This is a genomic window from Pseudoduganella sp. jia 12 (assembly GCF_055502675.1).
Map to the genome: position 1 here is coordinate 283,847 of NZ_JBUXKP010000002.1, position 18,988 is coordinate 302,834.

At 65.7% G+C, this 18,988-nt stretch carries 9 protein-coding genes; 3 read left to right on the forward strand and 6 right to left on the reverse strand.

Annotated elements, in window-relative coordinates:
- The first annotated feature begins 266 nt into the window (after positions 1-266).
- Positions 267-1,301 (forward strand): sigma-54 interaction domain-containing protein, encoded by a 1,035-nt coding sequence (locus ACY65G_RS04400; protein ID WP_464996138.1) that lies wholly within the window; start codon positions 267-269, stop codon positions 1,299-1,301.
- A 9-nt stretch (positions 1,302-1,310) separates the two neighbouring features.
- Here the strand turns inward: ACY65G_RS04400 and ACY65G_RS04405 are convergent, their stop codons facing one another.
- The 3 genes from ACY65G_RS04405 to ACY65G_RS04415 all read right to left on the reverse strand — a co-directional run bounded on the left by ACY65G_RS04405 (position 1,311) and on the right by ACY65G_RS04415 (position 4,160).
- Positions 1,311-2,303, reverse strand: a complete 993-nt coding sequence (locus ACY65G_RS04405) for an eCIS core domain-containing protein (protein WP_464996139.1) — start codon at positions 2,301-2,303, stop codon at positions 1,311-1,313.
- Between the two features lie 298 nt (positions 2,304-2,601).
- Positions 2,602-2,964: a hypothetical protein gene (locus ACY65G_RS04410; protein ID WP_464996140.1), complete on the reverse strand. Its 363-nt coding sequence runs from the start codon at positions 2,962-2,964 to the stop codon at positions 2,602-2,604.
- 5 nt (positions 2,965-2,969) lie between these two features.
- Positions 2,970-4,160, reverse strand: a complete 1,191-nt coding sequence (locus tag ACY65G_RS04415) for an eCIS core domain-containing protein (RefSeq protein WP_464996141.1) — start codon at positions 4,158-4,160, stop codon at positions 2,970-2,972.
- Between the two features lie 649 nt (positions 4,161-4,809).
- Here ACY65G_RS04415 and ACY65G_RS04420 point away from each other — a divergent pair.
- Positions 4,810-5,367, forward strand: a complete 558-nt coding sequence (locus tag ACY65G_RS04420) for a hypothetical protein (RefSeq protein ID WP_464996142.1) — start codon at positions 4,810-4,812, stop codon at positions 5,365-5,367.
- A 415-nt stretch (positions 5,368-5,782) separates the two neighbouring features.
- Here ACY65G_RS04420 and ACY65G_RS04425 read toward each other — a convergent pair whose 3' ends face one another.
- From ACY65G_RS04425 to ACY65G_RS04435, 3 genes are all read right to left on the reverse strand, one after another.
- Positions 5,783-6,244 carry a restriction endonuclease gene (locus ACY65G_RS04425; RefSeq protein ID WP_464996143.1) on the reverse strand — a complete coding sequence of 154 codons (462 nt, stop codon included), beginning with the start codon at positions 6,242-6,244 and terminating at the stop codon, positions 5,783-5,785.
- Positions 6,245-6,328: 84 nt separating this feature from the next.
- A complete protein-coding gene (locus ACY65G_RS04430; RefSeq protein WP_259772479.1) occupies positions 6,329-6,460 on the reverse strand; it encodes a hypothetical protein in 132 nt (43 codons plus the stop codon).
- Between the two features lie 388 nt (positions 6,461-6,848).
- A complete protein-coding gene (locus ACY65G_RS04435) occupies positions 6,849-7,235 on the reverse strand; it encodes a tlde1 domain-containing protein (protein WP_464996144.1) in 387 nt (128 codons plus the stop codon).
- Between the two features lie 420 nt (positions 7,236-7,655).
- Between ACY65G_RS04435 and ACY65G_RS04440 the strand changes: the two genes are divergently transcribed.
- Positions 7,656-18,986, forward strand: a complete 11,331-nt coding sequence (locus ACY65G_RS04440; RefSeq protein ID WP_464996145.1) for a hypothetical protein — start codon at positions 7,656-7,658, stop codon at positions 18,984-18,986.
- Positions 18,987-18,988 lie beyond the last annotated feature (2 nt).

The window sequence follows — 18,988 nt, forward strand, 5'->3', positions numbered from 1 at the left end:
GTGCTCCAACACCGGTTGCAAGAGCCATGCCACGCGCGCCTGCTGTGGGCGCTACGGTCGCGCGTGTCGTGCCCGGCACAACCGCGGGCGGCGGGACTGCCCCAATCCCCCTGCCGGCCGTGTCGGCGCCGTCACGGGTGTGCGTCGAACGCACACGGCTTGATCTGCCGGGCGTCCCTCCCTATACTGAATCGCACGCTGCGCACGAAGTTGGATGACTGGCTGGTTCCCCCGATGTGACCCTGCAAGGAGGCCAAACGATGCCCATGACTGATTCCGTCCATGGTGCTGCGCTGCTGAGCAACTTCGTCGGCGCATCGCCCGCGTTCCTGGAAGCGATCGCCCTGATCCGGCGCTTCGCCCGTTCCCGGGCCCCCATCCTGATCACGGGCGAAAGCGGCACCGGCAAGGAGCTCGCCGCGCACGCGGCGCACACGCTGAGCGAGCGCCGCGATGGCCCCTTCATTCCCGTCAATTGCGGCGCGCTGCCGGACGCGCTGATCGAAAGCGAACTGTTCGGCCATGCCAAGGGCGCGTTCACGGATGCCAGCCGTGCGCGCCACGGGCTGGTGCGCGATTCGGAAGGGGGCACGCTGTTCCTGGACGAGATCGAGGCGCTGTCGGCGCGCGGCCAGGTGATCCTGCTGCGCTTCCTGCAGGACGCCTCCTTCCGCTCGGTGGGAGAAGAGCAGCGCCGCCACGGCAACGTGCGCGTGGTGGCGGCATCGAACGTGGACCTGCGCCGGCTGGTGGAGCGCGGCGGCTTCCGGCCCGACCTGCTGTTCCGGCTGGACGTGCTGTCGGTACGCATGCCGCCGCTGCGCGAACGGGTGGAAGACCTGGGCATCCTCGTTCCGCACCTGCTGGCCAAGGCGGCGCGCGGGGAGGGCGGCAAGCCGAAAGGCCTGTCTGCCGCGGCTCTCGACCTGCTGTGCACGCACCCATGGCCCGGCAACGTGCGCGAGCTGGAGCACGTTCTGCTGCGCGCCCACCTGCTCAGCAGTGGCGCCTGTATCGATGCGGAGGACCTGCGCCGGTGCTGCGCGGCGTTGCGTAGCGTTCCCGTGCAGGGCATGAAGATCGACAGCAATCTGCTGCGCAACGAGAAGCTGCGCGCGGTGCGCGAAGTGGAACGGCGCTTCGTGGAAAGCGCGCTGGCGCAGACCAACGGCAATATCAGCGAGGCAGCGCGGCTGTGCAATATGGAGCGGGCCACGCTCAGCCGGATGGCCAAGAAATACCGCAGCGGCGAATTCTCCGCCCTCGGCGCCATCCAGGGCGCCACGGGCAGTATCCACTGAGGCGCAAGGTCACCCAGCCGTATGCCCCGCGCAGGAGTTGGGCGCTGCCTGCCCGGCCACGCGCAGCACGAAGGACTCGTAGCACAGCGCATCGGCACGACGCAGGGCATTCGGCGCATGCTGCGGCATATGGAACCAGATGTGGAAAGGTTCATGCAGCAGTGTGAGCCCGCGGTCCCCCGGGCTGTCCCAGAAGGCCTGGCACAGCACCATCAGACGATTCCCCGGGCACGTGAAGGCGAAATTGTTCGTGCAGTCGCCCGCCGTGCAACCTACCAGTTTCGTACTGGTGCCGCCCCGGCACATGTAGCGCAGGAAGCCGCTTTCCAGCGTTTCGCGGACACGGCGATAGCGGCTGGCCATCTGCCGCACGAGCGGGAAATGGGCCGGGTTCGATAGCGTCAGCCCGAGTTCTTCCTGCAGGATGGTGTCGAAAGCCGCATCCGGTGCGGCGCCGCCCTGGACACTGGCCAGCTGCGCCGTCAGCTCGTCCTCGGCAAGCTGTGCCAGCCCGATGGCTTCCGTGTCCGCCGCTTCGAGCGCCGCGACCACTTCGTCGCCCGTCAGGTCGGGATTCGTGAGCCCCGTGGCCTGGCAGCTCACGTTCTCGCGCCGCACGCGCCGCTGCACGCGCGCGGCGCCCGGACCCACGGCGGATTGCTGCACTACGTGCGCCAGCTCGTGCGCCAGCAGTTGCCGGCCCGCAGGCGTGTGCGGTGCCAGCTGGCCGCTGTCGAACACGATGTCGCGGCCGACCGTGTAGGCCAGCGCATCCATCTGCCGGGCCGACTGCGCCGCGGCACCGTCCGCATGCACGCGAACGTTGGAAAAATCATGGCCATAACCCGATTCGAAAAAGTCGCGGGTGGGACCATCCAGTGCCTGGCCGGGCGAGCGCAACACGGCATCGACGCTGGCCGGCGCCGCGGGTCCGCCGCCGGTGGCAGACCCGCCGGGAGCCGCGGCCAGCGCCGGCACGCGACCAAGGCCCGGCTTGCGCATGACTTGCTCCGCCGCGGCGTCTGCCTGCCGTTCGCCGGCATCGCCGGTGGCGCCGATGGTGAGCGCCGACCTGGCCAGGCAGCGCGGACACGATCCGCCACAGGCACAGGCTCCCTCGCGTGACGGCGCCGGATCGGCGTGCTGGCCATGATCCGCTGCTCGCCGCTGTATCCGTTCGTGTGTAGGATGTCCGCGTCTCGCGGCCGTCTTGTGTTCCATTGCGAGCATGCCGTCCTCCTCTCAGGTCACCCACGTTGTGAAGCAAGAAGCATGACAGCATCGTGCGCGAATGCCCGGGTCAAGGTTCCTGCGCTTTGACTACCTCGCATGCACCCCGGGGGAAGTCGGACGCGTTGCGCAGCAGGCCGCGCACGCGCTCGACCAGCGTTCCGTGCGGGATGGCCTGCCTGGCTGCCGCCGCGTCGCCAAACACGGGGTCGAAGGCCGTGAGCAGCAGGTGGACTGCGCCCTGGTAGGCCGGCGCCACCGAATCGAGCACGGTACTTTCGGGAAGCAGGCTGACGGGCGAGGTGGCAGCGGCCAGCAGGCGCTCGATGGCGAGGATGTCGTCCACGCGGTAAACGTGCCACTGCGGGCCGGCTTGTGCATGGATGATGAAGTCGCCCGCCGCGCACTCGACGGCATCGGCTGGAAAGTTCATGGGCATCACAGGCACCCTGCGCAGCTGACCTGCTCGCTCATGTTGGCGCGCACCTTGAAGACGGGCCGTCCGTCAGGCAGCGTGACGGGGTTGTCGTCATCGTCGAGCGCCTGTTCGCGAGTGGCTGGCCTGAAACTGGCGCCGGTTCCGGTGCCATGAATGGGCCTGCGGCCGTTCTTGCTATAGACGGCGGGATCACCGCCGACGGCGTTCATGCGCCCGCCGACGATATGGAAGTCCTGATGGGTTGGACTCAACCTCGCGCCGCGATCGTCTTCCGCGTGCATGTCGTATTCCCACGTCCAGAACTTGACCTCACCCGCTGCGCAGTTGCCGACGGGTGAGTACGGCACGCTGAAGCGTTCCCCCATCTCCTTGTACACGGTAGATGCCGGCGAGGTGAACTCGTAGCTGCGCAACGCCAGCCCGGCGCAGTTGTAGGTTCGCCTGTTTATTGCTGCGTCATAGCTGGGATAGGCGCTGCAGGGCGTTCGGGGCAACCGCCGGATCTGGCGCGACAATGTACCGCTGGCCTGCTGGACAACGTGCGTGAGCTCGTGCGCCAGCAGGCGCTGCCCATTGCCCGACGACGGCGCATATTCGGAACGGCCGAAGAAGATATCCCGGCCCAGGGTGAAGGCGCGTGCGTCGATCTGCCGGGACAGGGCGTCGGCCTGGGCATCATGGTGCACGCGAACGCCGGAGAAATCATGCCCGAACCGGCTTTCCATGAAGCCGCGGGTCGAAGCGGGAAGGGCGCTGCCCCCGCCTCGCACGGCTTGCTGCAGCGACCGTTCATAGCTGGCCGACACGGCCACCGCGCCATCGGGGGTGCCCGCCGTCTCCTTGCGCTGCACACTGGCCGGCTCCTCATTCTCTTCGGGCACGGTTTCTTCCTCCGCCGCGCCTGGCGCGCCGACGCTGTCGTAGATATCTTGCGGCTCGAGCACCTTGCGATACAGCTTGGCTTGCAGGGCAGGGCCGCCTTGCCGGATGGGCGCGCCAGGTTCGCCGCGCATCACGGCATCGGCCACCCGATCGGCTTCCTGTTCATGCGCATCGTTGGCGGCGCCGATCGTGAGGCTGGACTTGGCCTGGCAGCGCGGGCAGGTGCCGCCACAGGCGCAGGAAGAGGCCGAGCGCTCGCGCTGGACCGCGGGAACGGCCAGACGGGTGGAAGAGGGTGAGAATTCCATCGCCCTGGAAGCACCCGGCCTGGTGGAGCGGTTCGCAAGGGGGGCAAGCGAGGTTGGCATGGCGGTTCTCCTCGTGAACGGTGGCGGTTGGCTTGCCGCCAAGGCCTGCACGTGGCCAACGCATGTATCTCTGCCGGATTCGCAAACTCCGGCGCGGACAGGACCGGCCATCGAGGTAGTTTAGCATTCGCGGCTGGAAAGTCCCGGACTTTCCACGGGCTCGTTGAGGGTCGCTATCCGGGCCGACCAGCGTGGCCGTGCCTCGGAACATGGGTGGGTGCGCTGGTGCAACCGTGTGCGATGAGCTGGAATTCAACTCGACATTACAGTATATATTGTCGAGTTAAAATTTAAGAATCGGGCGAGTTGTGGGCCAGGCTCGCACTCCCCTTGCCCCCCACGACAATCAGCGGAGGAGAAGGGCGGAAGCCATTTTTTCATGAGGAGGAACTGCGATACGGTGCGTGACGCCGGGACTGTTTCCGCCTTCGGGTGGCGCCGTGGCGAGCGTGGGCGCATACTGGACGCAGGCCGCGAAATGCCGTGGCGGCTCCGGGTGCGCCAGCCGGAACAGCGATGACCTGCCTCTAGCGTAGATGACCCTCTAGCATAGATGACCCTCTAGCATAGATGACCATTGGAGGACCTTGTGACACTCCTGTTCGATCTCGACCCCCGTGCCGATAATCCGAGAGGCTCCTTGCGCCGAACCGCCACCGGTGAGGTGATCCATATCACCGGCGCGTGTTACACGATGCTGGCCAACTGGGTAAAGGCGGACCACCGCGCCCAGGTCAACGCCCGGGACCAGTTGCCGCGTGCTCTGGCATTGGGTATCGCGCACGCCGGTTATCGACTGGGATGGACCGATCCGGTAAGCGAAGCCGGACTCGATCAAACATCCCTTGGCACCGCGACGCCAGCCACGGCCCTCGATCTCCTCGACGTCATAATGACCTGCCGGCCGGCGCCGTCGATGTATTTCAGCGTCGGGCTTTCACCATTCGGCATGGGCGGCCACATCGTCGGTTTCAAGGTGACCCAGAGCGGTGGCGACTATCTCGATCCCGCAGCCGGACTTTACCGCGCCGTGAGCCGCGCCGATTTGCTGTGGAATGTCCGCGAGAAGATCAAGGAGTACGTGGACATGATGCAGGCGCGCTGCCCAACCGTCGAGATCGAACTCTGGGCCCTTGAGCCACAGTGATTGGCGTAGCAGGATGCTGAAATCATTCCGGGACATCCGCACTGAGCGATTTCGTTCGGACACGTGCGATTGGCTCACACGTGGTCCGGCACCAGCAGATTGTCATCGGCTCGGCGCTGCCAGCAATCGACGACGGTTCATTCTTGCAATGCGTACTATCTCGACAAGGGGAGCGCCTTCCATGGATGCGCAGATCGTATTTGACATAATATAGATTATGCGAAGTTATGGATCCGGGCTGCGGGCGCGATCTTCTGTCTGTTTCGAGCAGCTTCAGCGCACTCAAGGAAATGTATCGGGTCATTTCAGGCAATCGTATCGGGGCTTCCAAAACCGCTGCTTTGCAAGTCCAGGCCGATGTAATTCCCTGAATTCGCCTGAACTCGAGGCTCAGCTATGGCCGTGCCCATCAGTCCTAAGTGATCTTTAGGATTGACGGTGCCGCGACCGGCGGCCCGAAGCGCTCCGTGAACCATGTAGAGCTGCCGTTCGGCAGCTGAACAAGCGCTATGCCATGAGACGCTGCATATTCCATTGCGCCGGACTGGAATCCGGCGATTGAGAACAGCATCGCTTTTTGTGCCCCGGTCGATACCAGCTTTGCGTGCAGGATCTGAACGTCCTGACGCTCGACTTTGCGCCGTTCTTGCTTGCACTCGACCACAACAAAGAAATCAGCGCCGAGCGCACCGAACCGGACCGTGACATCGAAAATGCAGGATCCGTCCGGTGCCTGGATAGACTTCCGGTGCCCGGATAGACTCAAGGCGTGCCGAGGCATATCCTTGGAGGCCAAGTCCGCTACCATCCAAAATCCCTTGACCGCGAGCTCGTACTGCTGCGGCGTCAAAGGAATGTTTTCGTCGAGGAATCGCATCGAGTAATCGCAGGAGGAAGGTGTGTTCAGATTGACGAAGGGCGGCCAAGGCCGCCCTTCTCTTCTAACTAGCGCTGCCCAGAATCAGCAGCAGGAAGCCAGCATCTTGAGGCAGCATTCGATGCTACCGCAGCAGCCATTTGCAGCAGCGAAGGCGCCGGCAGACGCGGCCAGCAGGCCAGCGGCGATAGAGATTTTGATGAGTTTCGATTTCATGGTTGAATTCCTTTTGAATTTGAAAGATAGCGGATGGATATCGTTTCGCTTCAATCAGGAGGAACCCAGATGGTCCGGTAAGGCGACGGCAATGCGGGGCCGACATCGAAAAATTGTTCCAGGCTGGCTGTGATTTCCCGCCAACTGACAAGCGCTGGCGGCGGCGCAGTCGCCAGCGCGCCAGGGGCACAGCCCATGTCGATACACTGCAGCGAACAATGCTGATCCGGACAGCAGTCATGCGGCACGCGCTGTCCAGCGACAGCACTCGTGCAGAGACAGATTGTCAGGATTACCAAAAGAATCGCTTTCATGACTTTATTGTAGCGACTTTTCCACGGACCTCGGCGAACCCTCTTCGGGCGCAGCGCCTTTAAGCCGGCCGAGATTATGGCCCACGCACTACCACCAGCTTGGATGGCCGTGAATCGACCATCTTCTGGCGCGTGGGCAGCGTCATGATGATGCAGCCTTGCGAAGCGCCGCCCGGGTTGGCATTGTTGAAGCCATGGACGAAGAAGCCGCTGCGCCCGAACATCTCATTGCCCGGCGCCGGGGTCAGCGGCACAGCATTGGTGGTGGACCCGCCGTGGATGTCGGCGAACTCGCCGATCGTGTATTCGCCGCGCGGAATGGGACCGAGGTCGGACACGCCCTGCATGTCCGGATCGTTCTTCAGGTTGCCGTAGCCGGAGTAGCCGCGTTCCACCGGGCTGACGACGACGCTGTTGTAGAACAGGTCGCCCGTACTCTGGTGATACATCCAGTCTGCCATGATGCCCTCCTATCGTGGGTTGACGATTGCATCGCCAAGCATGCCCCGAAAGTCCGCGCCGCGACAATATTTTTCGAATAATGATTTATATTTATATACGCATTGACGGGGAAATTTATTGCGATGATACTGAAAAAACAACGCAGCGCTCATCGACATTTTCCACGGAAAAATCATGAACCAGTACCTCGTCCTTCGCAAGCCAATCGCGGCCGCAATTCAAGTGACGCCTGTGCTGAGCCTTCGAGGCATGCCGCGCACGCCGCTGCCGTCCCCACCCTGATTCCCCTCCCCTAGTAACCGCACGCGACTTTTTCTTGCCGCTGGTGCCGCCAGGCCCGTCGTGGCAGGCGCGCGCCCGTCCCGCGTACTCCGTGTTCCACCTTGCTGCCGCCGCCTGCGGCACTTCAGGAGACTGCCTTGTCCGATTTTTGCAAAACTTCGATTGCAAGCTTGCCCGATGGCTCGCATTTTTTCCTGATCGGCACGCGTGACGGCACGCTGGGCGATATCGGCTCTGGCGTAAAACTTATCGTCACCAGCGTGGTGGGGCCAGCCGACGCGGCTTATCAGCCTGGCACGCCGACCCACTGCAGTCTCACTTTTTCCAGACCCATCGAGCTTCCAGGCTGGGCCTTCAATCCGGATGGCACGCTGCGCTCGACCGATGACTTGCGCAACGCGCTGGGTACGGCCGCCCAGGCGCAGCGGCAGCGCGCGCTGGCACTGCTGCAGGAAGCCCAGCGCCGCCTGCTCTCGATCGACATCGAAGCGCAAGGCGCCGCCTTCCTGAAAGTCCCGATGGTGTTCGGCAGTGGGACCGCTTTCGCTGCTGCGCATGCGCGCGTGGCATTGTGGGACTTTACCGACGCCGCCGGTCCCGCACTGGCCCTGAGTGCGGACTTGTCGGTCTTCGCCCGGCTCCAGGTCGGCCCCATCGAGCGGGCGCTATCACTGGTAATCGTCCTGGCGGCGAACGCGCCAGCCCGCCTGCGGCTCGATGCAGACGACTTGAACATCAGCCTGCCCGACTTCGAATTGCCGTCGTTCGATCTGCAACTGAAGGGCTTCAACCTGGCCCTGGCCGGTACCATGGAGGGCGCGGCCGGCGTCTTCGAACGCCTCGGCCAGCAGGCCAGCATCGAGTTTACCTATGCGGCAGCGCCCAGCCCGGCCTTTGCGCGCCTGGCCCTGCGCGCGAACGGCGCCAGCCTCGAGTGGGCGCTGGTGCAGCACGATTTCGATGAGAACAACGACTGGGCCAACGTCAAAAGCAAGCTCGCAGTCCTCGACGCCGCAGTTACCATCGACGCCCTGCCGGCAGCGATCAGCATCACCGCAATCCGGCTGGCATCCCTGTCCGATGGCGCCGTGATCGAGGGTGCCGTGTCCGCGAAGCCGGACCTGCCTGTCATCATCATCCCCGGCCCGCGCCGCTTCGGTCCGCTGGAAGTAAGCTGGCGCAGCTTGACGGTGCAGCCCAGCGTGGTGCTGGGCAACGGCACCACGGTGCAGGCGCGCGTGCGCTTTTCCCACCTGACCCTGCGCGTATACGACGATCCCGGCGCTGCGCTGACGTTTTCGGGCGTCATCGATCTCGACCCATCCGGCGCCCAGCTGGTGGAACTGCGCCTGGAAGCGCCCTTCTCGCTCGTCCTGGTGGCCAACGCCGCCGGCGTCATGCTCCGGGCCGGCGCCTCGGTCATGAAAGTGCTGCTCGATTTTGCCAGGCTGACCGCCAGCCAGGTGAGCCAACTGCTGGACATCCTGGGCAAGATCGCGCTCGCGGCCGGGCGCGCGGCGCTGTTCATCGGCGACCAGATTGCCGGCGCCCTGGCGGCAGCGGGCGACCTGCTGCAGGCTGGTTTGGCGGCAATCTCTGAACTGGTGGGTGCCCTGCTCAAGCAATTGTCCCAGCTGTCGGCCCGCACCGGCGCGCTCTCGGTCGAACTGCGCATTGCCACCCACCCGTTCGAGCTGCGCCAGATCCTGGTCACCATGCGCGCCGACACCGCGCTGCCGGCCGTCGACATGAAGCTGCTTGGCTTGCACGTGGCCATTCCCGCTTACTGGAAACCGGGTCTGCTGCTCGATTTCGTCAACCAGCCGGGTGCCTACCTGGTGCTCAGCTGCGACGCCGATCCGGGCCAGGAAAACCTGACCGTGGCGACCCTGTCCACCGACCTGTGGCTCGCCCAGCCTGCCGTCAGCACCGCCGTGCGCGACACCGACGGCAGCGCATCCGAGCCGGGCGCACGCAACAAGGAACAGGCGCCGCTACTAAGCCTGATCCTGAACCGTGTCAACAACACCGGGGCGGCTTCCGCCATGGTGGTATTGGCCGGGATCCAGCGCGGCCAGCCTGTATTCTTCCAGCAGCTGGTGGGCGACGCGACGCCGATGGCCATCCCCGGCAGCCCGGTCCAGCTGCGCAGCATCGACGGGCCGTTCCTGCTCAAACCGATCGACGACACGCTATTCACCGTCGACGTCAAATTCGAGAAAGACCGCATCCTGCCGCTGCTCGGCATGGGCGAGCCCGGCGACAGGAGCGAAGCGCCGCCCATCGGGACCGAAGCGCCATCCTTCCTGGAAAAGCTGCAAGGGTCGCTGGCGAACGTTATCTGGGTCAAGGGCACCAGGCCATTTGGCAAGCTGGAAAACCGGGCCGCGGGCGTCGAACTCGAACTCGGTCTGAAGGCGGCAGGCCTGGAAACGAGCCTGATGCTCAAGGCGCAGATATCGCTCGATACGCTGGAGCTGACGCTGGAAGGCAGCGACGAATTCACCATCGAATCGCAGCGAGTCGAGGAAAAAGCGCTGGGCATGCTGTGGGTGATCGAGCAAACCGACAAGGAGGCGCGCCTGGCCAATGCCAAGGTGCCAATGTTCAAGCTCGGCTTTTCGGGCGGCCAGAGTTACTTCGAACTCAACAGCAAAGTGGCGCGCATGGAGCTGCGCTTCGATGCCCTGTCCGGCGACGGCAAAGGTGTGGTGTTCGAAGTCACCACCTTCAAGATCGGCCCCGGCGGGCTCGACCTGGTAGCCAGGGTCAAGGACGATCCGGTACGCCTGAACGGCATCAACGTGCCGTTCCGCTTTACCGCCGGCGCGCTTGAAATCAAGGGCGGCAAACTGGTCAGCGCCATGATCGCCGGGCGCGGCTCGCTGCCGCCCGACCTGATCGGCGCAGCCGATTGCACGATCGCGCTCACCTTCGGCGACGAAGCGGGAAAAGGCATCGTGCTCCAGTCGGGCAAGGTCGAACTCGACAAAAAGAACGATCCCGTCGTGTGCCATGCATCACGTTTCACGCTCACCATCACCAACCTCGATATCGGCTTCGTCAACGACGGCGGCTACCACTTCTTCTACATGGTCACCGGCTCGCTGCGCTTCACGCCGAAACCGGGCGAATTCGAAAGCGGCCTGCTGCAATACCTGGACGGCGTTGAAATCAACCTGGAACGCACGCCTCTGTCGGCCGACCCCAGCGTGCTGGCGCGCCACATCTCGTTCCAGAAGACGCTCAACCCGAAGAAGTCGTTCAACCTATTCAATCTGTTCACATTCGAGCTGCGCGGCTTCGGCTACCATCCCGCTTCGCCCAAATTCGACGGCTCGCCCGCGGTGAACATCTCCGGCCAAATCAAGTTCGTGGAAATGGGCGACGTGATGCAGCCCTCGATCGACTTCCACGGCCTGTGGATCGCGCCACCGGCCAAAGGCGAGTCGCTGCCGCGCGTGAAGGCCGACGGCCTTGGCATCGACCTGAACATGAAAGGCTCGATCCGGGTGCGCGGCACCGTGATCGCGGTCGATCCCGATACCAAGACGGTCGAAGGGGCCGAACTGGCACCGCCCGAATTCAAGACTTACGGCTTTCTCGGGCACGGCGAATTCGACATTCCGGGCTGGGGCTCGATGGGCGCCAGCCTCGGTTTCCTGGAACTGGAACGCAAGGACCAGCCGGGCGAGCGCCGCAAGTGCTTCTACTTCTTCGCCGAGAAGAAGAAGCTGGCCATCGAAATTCCCACCGTGGTGTGGAATTTCTACCTGCGCGAAGCCGGTTTCGGCATGGGCTTTCGCTACACGCTGGACGCCATCAGCGCCGCCGACAAGGCCACGTCGATCCCGAAACTGATCAGCGCCCTGGATGACGTCTCCAGGCGCCAGGGCGACCTGCACAAATTCTCGGCCTGGAAACCGGAGCCGGAAGGCGATCGCGTGACGCTGGCCTTGAAAGGCGCGATCCAGGTCTACCCGGCGGCCAAGCAGTGGAACGAGGAGCAGGAAGAAGCGGCTCAGAATCCCTTCTTCTTCGACATCGTGGCTGCGATCCGCTCCGACTTTACGCTGTTCATGGGCTTGCGCGGCTGGGTTGGCACCAACTACGTCGACTACCTGAAGGACGACGAACAGCTGCGCTCCAATCCCGGCCTGCGTGGCTATCTGTACATCTCGGCACCGCAGCAGCGCCTGCTGGCGCGCATGATCGGCGACAGCAAGGGATACATCGGCAATCGCCTGCCGGCGCTGGCCAAGGTCAAGGACCAGGAAGATCCGCCCATGCGGCGCGCCCTGAAATCGGTCGACTGGTCGGCCACGCTGTTCATCAAGCCCGGCCTGTTCCACTATGAACTGGGCTGGCCCAACCAGCTGGTGGTGCGCCTGTTCGACGAACCGAACATGCGCGTGATCGTGCGCGGCGGGATGATCTTCCGCGCCGCCGACGATGGCCTGCTGTGGGGTTACAACGTCGAGGCCGAGGCATTCTTCCGGTTCGGCGGCTCGCTCGAAGCGGGTTCCATCGGCGTGTGTGCCGAGGCTACCCTGAACGCCACCCTGGTCGCGCGCGTGCTGTGCTACCTGTCGTGGCGCTTCAAGGGTTCGCTGATCTACGGCCTGATTGCGCTCGACGCCACGCTGGCGGTGTCGGTGCGGGCCTGGATGGAAATCGACCTCGGGTTCACCAGTTTCACCCTGCGGATCGGCTTTTCGGTCTCGCTCCAGTTTTCCGCCGCCGTTGAAATCGCCCTTTCCACCGAAGGCGTGGGGGCCCGCGTGGCGGCGCGCGTGGCGCTGTCGATTTTTGGCTGCACGCTGTCGGTCAGTGTCGGCTTCGAGGCCGGCAAGGGCCAGCTGGAAGACGCCCGCGCGCGGGTCCAGCGCTTCCTGGCCATGTCGATCACGTCCGAAGAGCCGGATGCGGCGCCGGCCACCGTGCACGCCAGCGGCGACGCCCGCATCGATGCCGATGCCAAAAATGCCGAGGCGGCGGTCGCCCCGAAAGCGCCTGAAAGGGTGCCAAACCCGGACCTGCCCCTGCAGCCAGGCATCAAACGCTCGAATGACACAACCCAGCTTCCCACCGACTTCTGGCTGGTTCTGCACCGGGCCACGGCGCAGGCCGGCGACGACAAGGCCTTCGCGCTGCTGCTGCCGACTGAAGCCAGGTTTGCCGATGGCATCCAGGTCAGCAGCGCGTTTTATGCCGCGCCGAGCGCCTTCGTTGCCGCTTCACCAGTACGCGACGACACGGCTGCGGCGCATGTCCTGAACCTGCCCGCCGACACGACCGACGCGGACGCCGCCGCCATCATGGCCAGCCTTGGCAAACTGCAGCGCTGGGTCGCCGAAACCGGCAATTTCGAGCCCGTCGTACCGGGCCCGCCCAACGCCTTCAACGCCTTGATTGCTGCGCGCGCGACCTGGAACGACGGCGTTCCCAATGTCGAGGGCCATGCAGGATTGACGCTGGCGCACCTGTTCGACGAATGCTTCCTCTCCGATACGCAGTGGCAGCGCGACACGGCCGGGGTGCCCTACCGCACCACGACCAAATGGAGCGAACCCGCGGCGCGCGTGCACCAGCGCAGCATGCGGGCGCCGGCCGGCAGCGAACATGAACGCAACTCGCAGCGCGACATGGCGCAGCGCGCCCGCGCCGCCGACCAGCGGGCCGACCCGGTCAGCGAAGCAGTGCATCAATCCCGCTCCACCATGCTGGCGATGTTCATCGAACAGTTCGAAGCGCTGGCCAAGCATGGCCAGCGGCCCGTGGCAGGCGTGGCTGGCGTGGGCAGCCTTGGCCTGATCTTTTTCGGTCCCAGGGACGACCTGGCCATGCTGGAAAAACTGGTCATCACCAAGGTTGAAGCCGACTCCCCAGGCCCGGGCGCGATCACGGTCTTCAATCCACCGCAGAGCTGGTTCGACCTGCAGGACCCGGTGCTGGCCAGCGACCGCTTCGCCGTCGAGCATGACGGCGTGAAGCTCGACTGGCACCTGCAGACGGAATTTGCCGCGTCCATGAGAGCTGGCGCCAGCAGCGACCCTGCCGAGTCCACGAATTCTGACGCCAGAAGCGACCCCGAACAGTACCTGCATCATTACGAGATCCTGCGCACGGTCGAGGGCATGGAATTCACGCCGGAGATCATCCGCGTCAAGCCCACCGCCACCATCGGCAAGAGAACCGCGCAAGAAGTGCAATTGATCGATTCGGACTGGCAGTTCGTCGACGACCTGGCGGGACTGCCGCCCGACCTGCGGCGCGCCCTGCTGCCCTCGAACGACGAAACGCTGGTGCTGGAAGCGGCCAAGCTGTGGGCGAACCGGCTCGGCGAGCGCACCAGCCTGCAGCTGACCTACACAGTCACGCCGGTCGATGGCGCCGGCACGGCCGGACTGGCCAAATCGTTCTCGGTACCGGTGTATCGCCCCGCGCCGCCGCTGCGTCCGGCCGAAGCCCAGCTGCGCTTCGTGCTAACCGGGATGGGCGTGCCGGGCAGCGCCGAGCCGTGGGACGATGCTGTGCCGCCCACCCCCAACCTGGCGGTGGTCATGGGCTTGAAGGATGGCGCGCGCGACGCTGCGGCCCGCACCACCGGCGTGACGCGCCACTACGAGCTGATCGCGGACCCCGAAGACATCAGCCCGTCGGGCCATTACGGCACCGACGGCCTTACCGAGCGGCGGCTCGGCATCGCCTCCAGCTTCGGCCAGAGCGCGGACGCGCGCCGCTGGCGCATCGATGCGGCGGCGTTTGCGGTGGTCACCGACAGCAACGGCAAGGTGCCGGCCGATACCTTCATCGATCCGCTGGAACCGGACCACGACACCCTGGCCACCTTCCCGCACTGGGCCATGCTGGCCGGCGCCACCGGCCTGGCTCGGGTCGACGCTGCGCTTGCGCCCCGTATGCTGGCGCCCCAGGCCTTGCACAAAACGGGACCGAAGGATTTCATCGACAGCCTGTGGCGGCGTGATGGCGCAACCGGGGCGCGCATCGCCACCCGCTTCGCGCTGGTCACGGTGCAGATCGAAACGGTCAGTGGCCCTGGCGGAGAAGCCGTGGACGTGCGCTCCGAATCGCGCCCGGTACCGGTGACCATCGAAGTGCGCATCGAACCGCGTGATCAGGTCACCCAGGAAATCGGCCTGATGCGGCCGGAAGCCTTCGAGTGGCCGGTCCACCTCGACATGCCGGCGCACCAGGCCAACCAAATCCATGTGCGCACCGGCTTTGCCCGCTTCCGGGTGCCGCCGGCCGATGCGCCGTTTGCCGACATCGCCGGCGAGGGCCTGCTGGCCGGCTGCCTGCAAGTGCGCGATCCGGAGCGCCGCATCCTCACGGAAGTCGGTTTCGACGCCGCACCCGATTTCGACGCCGCTGGCGTGACCATCGACAGCGCCCATGCCAGCAGCATCGCCGGCTTCGATCTGCACGAGCTGGACCTGGACGACCTGGCCGCGCTGGACACGGCCAAGGCACCGCTGTTCGCCAGCAACGCCACCACCTGGGGCCGCGCCCGGCGCGTGGCGCGCATCGAACGGGTGTCGGCCGAAACGGCGCGCCTGACCCCGGACACCAACCGCGACTGGCCGGGCTGGCACGCGCACTATCCGAGCGAGACCTGGCGCCTGCAGAATCGCGCGAAGCTGAGCAGCGGGCGTTCCGCGCCACGCCGCGCGCCCTGGCTTTCGGCGGCTGAATCGACGCTGGCGTTCGCCGCGCGCGTGCCGCGGGTACGCTTGCTGCCGACGGCGTCGGAAGGCGCCATCAGCGACCTGATGAAGAATGGCCAGCCGACCTGGCTTCAGGTCCGCTTTCTGCCCTTCGTGGCGAAAAATGCCGGGGACCCGGGCGAAGCCACCCTGGCCGCCTTGCATGCGGCGGTGACCGCACCCGCCAGCCTTCGTTTCGAGCACCTGCTTTTCGACCGCCCCGAAGGCGGAGCCGATCCCTTCGCATCTCTCAAGGAAGAGGTGATTAATGACCTGTTCGTAATCCGCCACGAAACGGAGCACACGGCGCTCGGCGCGGTGTTGGTGCGCGCTGCGCTCATCGGCATGGCCTGGCAGGTGCCGCCGGCCCGGCTGGCGGAGCTGATGAAGGCGCTGACCGAAGACCGGCGCCTGACTTTTGCGATCGAGGTCACCGGCTCGATGCCGGCCGCCGGCAACACGCGCTGGATCACCGGCCAAACCACCATCGACCTCGCGTTCGACAACCCGCAGCACGCGCTGATCGAAGAAGTGCTGGGCGAGCTGGAATACAGCGCGAGCGGCAGCGCCAGTGCGCTGTATCGCCGCTACGTAGTGTCGGTGCAGCCAGCGCCGTTGATCGAAACGGCCAATCTGGCGGGCTTCCTGGCCGGGACCACGGCCGAAACCGACCCGTACGGCTGGGCGGCGCTGCAGCAGCTCGGCCTTGCAGCCACCATCAAGCTGTTCGACCGCAACGAGGACAGTTTCGTCGATCCGGTGCGGCTGCACCGCCATGTGAACCAGGTGTTCGCCCGCGCGCTGGCGCGCTACCAGCGGTGTTACGACGGCATCAGTCTGGGCCAGCCATTCGCCGAGGTGCTGCTGCGCCCCGGGAGCGACCGCGTCGCCGGCCCGTTCGACGCCGTGCTCAACGAAGGCGCCGTGGAGACCGAACACGACGCGCTGGCGCTGGCGGACGCCGGCCTCGCGATTCTGCAGCTGTCGCTGCGGCCGGTGCCAGCTCCGGTGCGCTCCTACGGCCTGCTGGCGATGGGCTGGGAGGCTGCCGCGTGGCCGCATTGGCTGCGTACCGATACCGATCCGGAATCCGGCAGGACCACCACCCGCACCCTGCTCGGCTACGAACTGCATTTCCCGTCGCATGCGACGCTGACCTACGAAGTGATCCGGGTGGCGGACAGCGCGCGTCTCACCGTCGTCCCTGGCGCGGCGGCGGCCGTACTGCCGGTGCTGACCTGGCCGAAATCGGCGCGCAAGACCGTGCTGGCCGATCCAACCTTGCGCTTCTACTACCGGCACGCGGGAGCGCGCCCCGTGCCACAGCTGATGGCCCGGGTCAGGACCAGCACGGGCGGCGCCACCAGCGAGGTATTGCTGTCGCTGCCGCAGCTGGAAGCCCTGGTTGAGGATAATGACGAATTTCCCCAGCTTGGCATGTGCGCGCCGCTCGAGGACAACCAGCCACCGTTCGTTCATCCGGTGGACCAGCCGGTCGGGCTCGAGCACGATTCGCCCTTCGAACGTTTCCAAAGCCTCACTGCCCCGGAACTGGCGGCAGTGCTCACGAGCGGGCTGCCGGAGCAGCCGGCGGGAACGCCGCGCACGGAGGATATGCCGGCCGCGCTGGCTGCGTTCGAATCGCTGCGCGCAAATCTGGTGTGGGTCAAGCGCGACCTCGCGTGGCCGAACGGCTTCAACGCCCTGGCCGAAGTACTGGCCGCGTATCTGCCCTGGCAGCAGCGTTTCCTCGACCACGGCGCCATGCCGGGCGCGACGAAGGCGCTGCAGTTCGCCCTGGCGGCGCCGCTCAAGGCCAACCCGCTGCAGCTGGCGGCAGACGCCGAAGGCCAGGTGAACCTGTCGTTCCTGCACGCCGATCGCTGGGCCCATGCCCGCGTGTACGCGGTGCGCCCGACGCCGCGCTACCAGCACCTGGCGCTGGGCGCCGGTTACTACGCCTCGCAGGACGAGACCGAGCAGCTGATCTCGGAGCGGCTGATCACGCGCACCGCCAAGGCGGCCACGTTCAAGGTACCGATCGGCTACGCACTGGCGGTGTCGCCCCGCACCGAAAGGATCGAGCCGCCGGTCATCCTGGGCACCGAACTGGTGGGAGACGAATGGCAACTGGTAATGGCCCAGCATGGCGAGGAAGCGCTGGCGGCCTCCAACCGGCCCCTGTTTGCCCGCCTGCAGACCGATGGCACGGCACTCTCGTTCGTGCGCGAATACCGCGATCCGGCCTGGCCCGGGCGGATCAATCGCGCCATGCACGAACGTCATCTGGCCAATCTGTACCCCAACCGCGACCCTGTGCTCCCGACCGAGGTGCCGACCACGCCCACCGGCGTCGATGCGCTGGCCTTGCGCCAGCTGGCTGGCAATTACCCATCGCTGTGGAAGGGGGCGCAAATCATCAGGATCGGCCAGTTGCCGGCCCATTACCGCGTGAGTGCCCTGGCGGTGGCGCGCGCGGGGCTGGTGGTGTCGCGCGTGGTCGGCAGCGTGCAGGATGCGACGCCGCGCCGCGCACTGCGTCCGCAGGCGATGCCCGGGTCGGACGAATACCGGGAACAGGCCGAAGCCTTGCTTTGGAAGCCGCAGCTGGTCCTGAGCCGCAGCGCCGACGCGCAACTGCGCATCACGCTGGCGGACCTGCGCCTGGTGTCGCACGCCGACCTCACCGAGACCGGCGCGCGCGGCTGGATCACCGAGGACCCCCTTGATATTGCGTGGTGGCCCGATCCGAATGTGCGCTACACGCTGCTGCGGCGCGGCATGGGCAGCGCCGGCAAGGCGTTCGAGGATGAAGATGCCGCCGTCAACCTGCTTGCCAGCCCTGCGCCCGCAGAAGCCGACAGCAGCCCGGTAGTAGTGCGCTGCCGCGGCAGCCGGTTCAAGGCTGGCGCGGTGGTCGAAGACACCACGGGTGGCGCCGCGCTCAATCCGGCCATCAGCTCGGAGCTCACCGCGCCCGGGCGGCGCTTCCTGCTTGCCTTCCAGCTCGATCCGGTGACCGAGAACGGCAGCCAGGACGTGCAGTTCATCCGTGCCGCCAGGCCGGCCACGCCGGACTTGCGCGCTCAATTCAATGCCGCCGCCAACTTTGCCAGAACCGGTATGGAAGCGGAGCTGAATGTGGGCCCGTTCGCTGTCCTGGCGGCACCTGCAACAGTGGACGAGGCGAAGGTGCAGATCGCCGCCATGGCGGCCCAGGTACGCGCCGCCGCCGCCACGCTGGACGGCACGGCGCCCAAGCAGGTGTTGAGCGCGATGGCGGACATCGCCACCGAGTTTGACACAGAGGCCGAACAACTGGCCGGCATCGGGGACTGGGAGACCACGGCCGCGCGGCTGGCGCGCGAGCGGCTGCACAGCATGATCCTCGATGGCGACCCGGCCAGCACGGAGCTGATCGCGCCGGACCTCGAGCATGGCGTGTTCGGCGTGGCGCTGAACGTCAGCGGAACGGAAACCCTGCGCGTATTTCGACTGCCTGCGGACGAGGAAGCGGACGCCGCTGCCAACAGCGGCCACCCGCTGGCAAGCCGCAAGCATGGCCGGCTGTGGCAGGTGTGCCGCGAACGGCTGATGGGTGGCGCCGACAAGTTCGTCATCCGCGCGGTCGATACCCGCAATGCGATTTCCCGCGTGGGCGACAAAGTGGAAACGCCTGGCGAAGTCGAAGTGGACGTTGCATTACCCAAGTGGAACCAGTGGACCAAGGAGGAGACCTGATC

Coding starts and splice junctions, on each gene's coding strand:
- ACY65G_RS04400 (WP_464996138.1), top strand. CDS start 267: ATGACTGATTCCGTCCATGGTGCTGCGCTGCTGAGCAACTTCGTCGGC.
- ACY65G_RS04405 (WP_464996139.1), bottom strand. CDS start 2,303: ATGCGCAAGCCGGGCCTTGGTCGCGTGCCGGCGCTGGCCGCGGCTCCC.
- ACY65G_RS04410 (WP_464996140.1), bottom strand. CDS start 2,964: ATGAACTTTCCAGCCGATGCCGTCGAGTGCGCGGCGGGCGACTTCATC.
- ACY65G_RS04415 (WP_464996141.1), bottom strand. CDS start 4,160: ATGGAATTCTCACCCTCTTCCACCCGTCTGGCCGTTCCCGCGGTCCAG.
- ACY65G_RS04425 (WP_464996143.1), bottom strand. CDS start 6,244: ATGCGATTCCTCGACGAAAACATTCCTTTGACGCCGCAGCAGTACGAG.
- ACY65G_RS04430 (WP_259772479.1), bottom strand. CDS start 6,460: ATGAAATCGAAACTCATCAAAATCTCTATCGCCGCTGGCCTGCTGGCC.
- ACY65G_RS04435 (WP_464996144.1), bottom strand. CDS start 7,235: ATGGCAGACTGGATGTATCACCAGAGTACGGGCGACCTGTTCTACAAC.